2 protein-coding genes are annotated in these 7296 nt (G+C 64.4%); both read right to left on the bottom strand.

Annotated features, from left to right (window positions below):
* Positions 1-91: 91 nt before the first annotated feature.
* On the bottom strand, positions 92-721 hold the full coding sequence (locus ABEA30_RS15255; protein WP_345584383.1) for a hypothetical protein: 630 nt from the start codon (positions 719-721) through the stop codon (positions 92-94).
* Between the two features lie 10 nt (positions 722-731).
* Entirely contained in the window at positions 732-6830 is a 6099-nt protein-coding gene (locus ABEA30_RS15250; RefSeq protein ID WP_345584382.1) for a DNRLRE domain-containing protein, read from the bottom strand.
* Between the last annotated feature and the right edge of the window lie 466 nt (positions 6831-7296).

The following is a 7296-nucleotide window of genomic DNA, read 5'->3' as shown; positions in this document are numbered from 1 at the left end:
CTCGACCCCTTCAGCCAGCCGCCACGCCGCAACCCCGAACAGCGCTACCTACACCCTCGATTGTGAAGAGCCTTCAAACTGAACCGCCCCGCTACCCTTTGGCCTTCCAAACGGGGCTGCCATATGAGTCATCCCTGTACTTCAGGATGCCGACAGCACAGTGCATCTTAGTCGGGAGTTCGTCATAATGGCATGCGACGCCACCACGCTTGTCGGCCTCCGCGGCAGTCGCGATCCATTCCCGTTTCGTGGGAAACCTGCGGAGAAACTCTTCCAATTCTCCCGGCAAGCACCCGACCTCCCGAGGCAGGACATACTGGTCATCCGAGGTGAGATTCCACATCATGTCGCCACGGAAGGCGTGATCCCCCGCGCCAGTTCCAAGCAGCTGCGCCAGCCTTTCCGTCTGCCTCGTCACAACCACTTGCCCCTCTCGGGTTTCGAGCGGGAATATCAGCAAGGTTCCCCAAAGAGCGTCGTTCATCAGGAACCGCCGCTCGCTTGAGCTGCATGCCAAGTCCAGCGCCTCAATAAGCTTCTCCCAGTTGTGGGTCGGGTCGTATCCCCACGCCGAGGGACTTGCGGCCTCGATGAGAAACTCCTCGGGATAGCTGCGAAAAGCGAGCCAGTACTCCTCAGCCTCAGTGAACGAACCGTGGTTGTTCTGCCAAAACTGTCGCCACTCGCGTGGCTGACGCGGCGTGCACCATCCAGAACGCACTCCGCCTCCTCTACTTTGTAGCCCAGGGTCGGCCGGCACCGCCGCCTCCTCTGCCAAGCGAGGCCCCTCCGCGGAATCCAGGGAGGCGCACCGAAGCTGCTCGGGCCATTTTCGGGCTATACCGACCTTTACTGTAAAACTTCATATTCCAAGGCAACGTCATTTGCTTGGCCTCCCAGTGCCTCACGTTGCTCTTAAAGTTCTTTCCAAACTTCACATATGAGCACTTCTTCTCAAATTCGCGGGCTTGGTTCTTCAGTCGCTTTTGATAACCGGAATACTGGTTCTGATGCCCCCTGATAGAGTTCTTTCCCTCTAGCGGCAGATTGTACTTATTAGCATAAGATTCATTGTTACGTCGTCGCAGGATACTGATCGTTTCATTCATCGCCTGAGCCAGGCTGGCGCATGACTGCCTCCCAGAAGCATCGCAGTCGTTGATTGGGTCGTTGGGGTAGGTGTATGGGGTGTTGTTGCCGCCGTAGATGGGGTCGTCGCTGGTGAAGAGTGCGGTGGTTGGGTTGTAAAGGCGGGCGCCCATGAGGAGGAGTCCGGTGGTAGTGGTGGTGCGTTGTTTGGTGCCGAGCCAGCCGTATCCGTTGCCTGCTGTTCCGGTTGTGCTGGTGGGTGGGGTGGTGGTGGGTTGGCCGTATTCGGTGTAGTGGGTCCAGTTGTCGAGGCCGTCTGCTTGGGCGGTGGGGGTGTTGAGGCTGATGGTGGTGGTGATGTCGCCTCTGGGGGTGGCCAGGGCGAGTTCTCCTCGGGTGCCGGCGGCGTCGGTGATGATGGCCATGGTCAAGTCCGAGGCGACCTGGTCGGTGTAAACGGTGGTGGTGCTGGCTCCGGCGTGGTTGGTGGTGATCCAGCCGGGGTTGTCGGACGCATCGGTGTAGTGGTTGACCACGGCGCCGGTGACCGTGCCGGCTGTGGTGGTGGTCTGGCTGGCGCGGCGCCCCGCGACGTCGAGGTCGTAGGTCAAGACGGTGTCACCCTGGGTGATGCTGCGTGCCGTGTCATCGTCGTAGTAGCCCAAGGCGATGTCGCCGGCTGCGGGGTTGGGTGCGTCGATCGCCGGGATGGCCAGTTGCCGTCCGAGCGGGTCGTAGGTGTAGGCCCCGGTGCCGTCCGCTCCGGTCAGGGCCCGGTCTGCGGAGTCGTAGACCCGGGTGGCGGTCACCGGCGGGGCGTCGCAGGTCGGGCCGGTGGTCTGTGTCAGGCCGGTGCGGTTACCGCGCTGGTCGAATAGGTACTGCCGGGTGGTGCACTGCCCGGCGGTGGAGTCGTTGACGGTGGCAAGACGCCCAGCCTGGTCGTAGCCATACCGCAGACCCACGTCACTGGTGACCAGGTCCAGACCGGTTGCCGGTGAGGCGTCCGGGCCGTGCTCGGTAATGATCTGGCCCGCGGCGTTGACGGTGAGCGTCCATCCCAGCCACGGCACCGGGCCGGCTGACCCGGCTTCGGGGCCCCAATACGCCTGGGATACCAGTTCACCGGTCAGATCGAAATCGGTGCGTCGTTCAATCGCCCCGGGAAGTACTTCCTTGATCAAGGCTCCGTGGGCGTCGTAGGCCGCTGTGGACTGGGTGGTGAACCCGGCCACCGTGGTGACCGTGCCGGTGAGCAGGCCGCGGTACTCGAGGTTGCCGTTGGCGTCGGTCCCGTCGTAGGTGTAGGCCGTCACGGAGGTGGGTGTGGTCACCGATGTGATGTCACCGAGAGCGTTGTACTGCGTGGTGGTGGTCTGCGGCACACCACCTGCTGGCGTCACCTTGTAGGTGAGTTGACGACCCCACGAGTCGTAGGATAGTTCACTCGTGCCTGCCGTGGATTCTGTCCTGATCACTCGACCGTACGCGTCATATTCGGTGGTCACGGTCGGCACCGGGGTGGACCCTGCCAGCCCGCTGATATCGGTGGAGACCGTGACAGGGCGGGCCTTGGCGTCGAACGTGGTGGCCGTGGTCCTGGTCACGGAGCCCGACACGTCCCGCTCAGTGCGGGCAGCGCCGTGCCAAACATAGTCGCTGTGGATGGTGACGGGGAGATTCACGCCCGCGGGCTGGGAGGCGGGGCCTTCCTTACAGAGGAACCCTGCCCACTGCGGCTGGCCCTGGCAGTCGGTGTCTCGGGAGTTGGTGCCGGCGGACCAGAACACGCCGGTCCGGGTACCGGGATCGGTGCTGCCAGCCCCCGGCTGGCGTTGCTCGATGACACGCCCCAAGTCGTCGTAGCGGGTCTGTTTGACGATGTCATCGGCATCCGCGATGCCGTTGCCGTTCATGTCGAGTGTGACCGACGTGGGTTGCCGCAGGTCCCAACCGGACGTGTCGCCGGCCTCCAACGCCTCATATCCGGTCCAGGTGGTCGTCAGCGTTTCCAGCACGGTCCCGTCGCTCCGCTCGGCGGTTGCCACCTGCGTGGTGACCAGCGAACGGCCTGGCGTGGGGGCGCCCTGGTCGTAGGTGGTCGCGACGTGGCGACGCCCCAGCTGCGGATACTCGGCCCCGGTCACCAGGATGTCGGCTGCTGGGGACCACACGTCGGTGACGCGGGTACGTGCCGGAACTAGCACGGTGCCGTCGGGGGCGGTGACGGGGTCGGCGTTGTAGACGGTGGTGGTGGCTGCCGACGCGACATCGCTGTACGCCGAGGACTCGCCCTTGCGCAGCTCGGCGGTGGCCCTGGTGTCCCAATGCTGCACGACGTTGTCCGACTCGTCGTAGGTCATGGCGGTCAGCTGCCACTGGCCGCCACCGAAGCGGGCCTCGTGGATCGTGTAGCCCTCCTCATCGGTGAGCCACACATCGGCACGCTTCCACAACTCCGCACTCGGCGCAGTGCCTGTGAACGGGGCGTCGGGTCCGAACACCGCAACCGCCTTCGTGGCCGTGCGAGGCAGGTCGTAGCGGTCGAACTGCGCCAGATCCAGCCCTGGAATCTCACCTGGTGTGGTGCCGTAGACGATGCCAGCCAACTGCGCCACCCCACCACCAGCCGTGGCAGGCACCAGGCGGGTCACCTTGGACAACTTCCCAGTGGTGGCGTCGTAGGTATACGTGAAGGCATCCTCCCCAGGCGGGGAGAGGGTGGCGAGTTTGGGCTGCGGATCTGAACCGGTCCAGGTGTACTCCGTGGTCACCCCTGCCACCTGGTCAGTGACGGCGGCGAGCCGGCCCGCGCTGTAGGTGAAAGTCGCCAACGTCCGATCAGGATCGGTGTTGACCTGCGCCTCCACCGCGTCCAGTCGGCGAGCAACGCCCGCCCCGCTGTAGCTGAGCTTCAGCATCCGGCACCCGTCTACGGGAACGTCCGGAAGACACTCAGTGATGATTCCATCGGGTTTCGGGGCCACGATCGCGGTGACGAACCCAGCCGAGTCGTATTGATATGAGGTGGTCTCCCCAGTCACGCTGTCCCTGACGCTCTTCGCGGCGAACACGGCTGGGAGGTTGGTCGCAGTGGCGGCTGGGGCGCTGAACACGGTTGCGATGCCATCGGTGTCAGTGGCGGTGACGTGGATCCCCTCCTCGACGGTAGTCACCTTCAGCGTCAGTTCGGAGGCCTCCGCTTCGGGGCCGACGGGCAGATAGTCACCCAACATGATGGACTTGACGACATCGGTGTCTGCAGCCGGCGGCGCGAAGGGCAGCACGTCGCCCTCCGCGGAAGCCAGCACCAATGTGCCGTCGACTAGGGTGTTGTCGACAAGTTCCATCTCGGACACCCCGGTCGGGCCACCATCTAGCGAAGCAGTCCACCCCGGCCCGAAAATGCCCTGCGCCCCAGTCGCCGGAACCGCCCACGTCGAATGGGTCCGGGAAATCGACAACCCGTCCCCCGGGGTGGTCAATGCGGCATCGGTTTCGGAGATCTGCAGCTCGCCTGTCCACAACGCGATCTGTCCGCCCGCCACTTCTGTGACCGGGAACCCCGCACCAAACGCATGAGGCACCCGAATGATCTCGCGCACATCCGAGGCCACGGCCAGCGAGGTACCGTACTGGAACGTGCCGCGCACCTCCACCACCACCGACACCCGCGACGAGATCGACGCCGCCTCCAACGCCGCCGGCACATCGAACACTGCCGAGATTTCACCCGAAGCACCCGACGACGCCGCCTTGATGTCACGCCACGTCTCGCCAGCACCCTTCACCCGCCACTGCAACACCGCCGCCGACGACGGCGCACCCTTCGCCTTGACCGTGACCGAACCATGCGTGGTCAACGCCGCCGCCGGCGACACCAGCATCGGCTTCCCGTACCCAAACGAATACGCCGATGTCGCAGATTGCTTGCCCACCGGAGACTTCACATAGGCCTCCACCGAGTGCAGACCATCACTGCCGCCGACCGTCACGCTGACGACCTGAGTGTCAGCCGTGACCTGGGTGAACGACGCCGTCTTCCACGTCCCACCATCGACCCGGTACGTCACCGAGGTGGGCGCCGAGGCAGACATCGTCCCCGGCTTCGCGGTGATCGTGCACGTCTCCGCCACACGCTTGTACTCACTCCACGAACCGTTGCCGCTGGCACACGCGATCACCGGCTGCGGCGGTATCGCCCCGCCATAGCGGACCTCAACCGCCGGGCCATAGCCCGACCATCCCATCCCATCGGTGGCGATCGCCCTGATCCACACACTCGTGTTCGCCGGCAGATCCGGCACGCTGGTGCACTTGACCGTGCCCCCCGAGGCCGCGCTGCCGCGACACAACTCCGCCGCCGGCGTCAACGACGTCGCCGACGTGAACCGAGAGATCACCGCAGTGACGGTGTCGACGTCACCATCCTTGACGGCTACGCTCATCGTCGGTTTCGCCACCCCGATGAAGTTCTTTACCCCACTTGATGTCGCAGCAGCCACCAGCCCCGTGATCGTCGGAATCCCCGGTACATCCGGGGTCCGGTTGTAAAACACCGTGATCACCGGCTTGTTCTGCCCCTCAGGCGAATGGAAAATCTTCCACCCATAGGCATCCAACACGTTGGTGGCCCCCAACATCATCCCCACCTGCGTGGCAGTGGTCTGCGACCATGCCTGGGCCTGCGCCGTCATATCGATCGAGATCCGCGCGGCCGGACACGACGCCGACTTGCCCACCGTCGACGTCGACGTAGCACGCCTCGCACCCAACGTAGGCTGAGCAGTCCACCGCGACCCAGTCGACGCCAAGCCCGCATCGTAGGCCGCGAACTCGGTCTGCGCGCACGTCGACGAATACGACCCGAACAACGACAAATTCGCCCGACGCACCATCCGGTTCTTGAACAGCCCCGCATCGAAATTCATAAACGACCGCGCAACCATGCCAGTGCCGTCGTTACCGATCCGCAGATCAGCAGCCGCCGACTTATCAACCGTCACACCGTTTTGCACCCACGTATCAAACGACGGCACCCCCGACACCGTCTGGTACGTCGGATCAATCACCACCGGGAACACCCGCTCCGGGTCCGTCAACCACTCCCCCGACGCCACCACATCCACCGCCCGCAGCGACTCCACCCGCACCCCACGGGACTGCACCACAGGTGCGATCTCGAAATCAACATCGGTCTCCGCACCACGAACCCCCGGCACCTCGGCAGACGAATCCCACATCGACGGCGCCGCGAACTGGGCCTTCACCTCACCCAGCTGCGTGAACTGCACATCCCCCGCAGCCGTTTCCGCCGGCGCGATCCTCGAACGCACCTTCGTCGGCAACACCACCTCACCGGCATCATTGCCATACGAGTCAGCCAACAACTGCGCCGCCTCGGGCGACTTCACCACCCACAGCACCTCAAAACCACCAGAGCGGACCTCGACCGACGCATCGACCCCCGGCAACACATCGACATACGTGGCCGTCGGGCCATCCAACACCGGGACCGGCAGACTCACCCCATCCAACGTGAACCCGACCTCACCGTCACCGCCCTTGTCGAACACGATCAACTCACCCGAACCGGTCCCCAACTCCACATCCACCGGAACCGCCACCGGGCCGATCGTCCCGTCGCTGCGAGCCACAAGCGAAGTGTCAATCTCGCGCCACCCGTCTGCCGTGTCATCCTCGAAACGCACCGCGCCCAACGCGGCTTCCTCCTCGACCACACCATCAGGATGAACCCACACCCGAGTCGTCTCAGAACGCGCCGACAACACCTCCACCCGAACCCCCTGCGCCCGGGCAGTGATCGCGGCAGAAGTCCAATCCGCACGAGACACCACCAACTCCGGCTCCGGAACCGGATCAGCCCACGCCGGCCCAACAGCACCCATCCCCACGACCAACGCCGAAGAAACCGCACCCCACACCACACACCGCAACCAACGCGCCACAACGCCCCCTCACAAGCAACAACGCGTCCCCCTCGTCACAATGAGAAGAACCCTCCCGCTACTACACGCTGTAACACCACTCGGACGCGCCAAACGTTACCCACCCGTGACCATCCGCCCCGTTACCTTCTAGGTAGCCCCGATGGTCGGGGTCCTGGTCGCCAGGGGGAGTGTCAGAGGAACGGTGTATCTGGTCCTGGCTTGACCGAAAGGAGAGGCGATGACCGATGTCATCGAG

It is taken from the genome of Tessaracoccus lubricantis (assembly GCF_039544535.1).
Classification (GTDB): domain Bacteria; phylum Actinomycetota; class Actinomycetes; order Propionibacteriales; family Propionibacteriaceae; genus Arachnia; species Arachnia lubricantis.
Note: the sequence above shows the minus strand (reverse complement) of the source record. Positions and strands in the feature narration are given on the sequence as shown.